Raw genomic sequence first — 900 nt, forward strand, 5'->3', positions numbered from 1 at the left:
TGCTGGACGTCGCCGACCGCTACAACCTGCCGGTACTGGCCCCGCCGATCCCGCGGACGGTGCGTTTCGCCGAGGCCAGCGCCTCGGGCTCCTCGGTGATGTCGGGGCGCAAGAACAAGGGCGCGTCGGCCTACGCCGACCTGGCGAAGGCGCTGCTCAAGCACTGGAAGACCGGCAAGCCGCTGCCGACGTTCGCCGTCGAGGTCTAGCGGGCGCGGTTGTGCGCCTGCGGCTTTGATTGTGCGCCTGCGGCGCGGCGCGTCGGTGTGTCGCCGCCCCGAGCGCACACGCGATGTCAGCCCAGGGCCACCACGGTGTCGCCCCGCTGCTCGAACACCTGGGATCCCGCGACGGCCGGGACGACCGCGCGGCCGGGCGGGCCGGACGCCCTGTTCACCGGGATGTAGCGCTCGTTGGCGCCGCTGACCGGGTCGTAGACCCCGATCGCGCCGGTGACCGGCACCAGCAGCCGGCCCGCCATCATCGCGCCCGGCCCCAACGGCGCGGTCGTCGCGCCGGCGGCGATGGTGTAGCGCAGCGTCAGGTTGCCCGTCTCGAAAGCCATCACCGAATCGCCCGTCCACCAGGTGATCAGGCTGCCCGCGTGCGAAACCGCCCCCGGGCCGGACGGCGGTTTGGGCAGCAGGGTGCTCGACACGGTGGTGCCCGTCTCGTCGACCACGTCCACCCGGGGCTGCGGAGCGGGCAGATACACCGCCGTGTTGCTCTCCCAGACGGCCAGCACCCGGGCGCCCGAGTCCGCCTTGATCCCGGGTTCGGCCACGACGCGTTGCTGGGGTTCGTCGTCGTCCTTGCCGGGCCGCAGCAGCACCAGCCGCAGGTCGGCCTGGTCCACGCAGCTCTCCAGCACCGACACGGCCGACGAGCTGGCCGCCGCGG

The 900-nt window shown here is 73.2% G+C and carries 1 protein-coding gene and 1 pseudogene; one reads left to right on the forward strand and one right to left on the reverse strand.

Features of this window, described 5'->3' with window-relative positions:
• The coding region (locus tag A5692_RS13590; RefSeq protein ID WP_369830293.1) for a ParA family protein at positions 1-209 on the forward strand (209 nt) is incomplete at its 5' end.
• 86 nt (positions 210-295) lie between these two features.
• Here A5692_RS13590 and A5692_RS13595 read toward each other — a convergent pair.
• A pseudogene (locus A5692_RS13595) lies at positions 296-900 on the reverse strand (hypothetical protein); the annotation flags it as partial.

Source organism: Mycobacterium sp. E342 (genome assembly GCF_001667665.1).
Lineage (GTDB): Bacteria > Actinomycetota > Actinomycetes > Mycobacteriales > Mycobacteriaceae > Mycobacterium.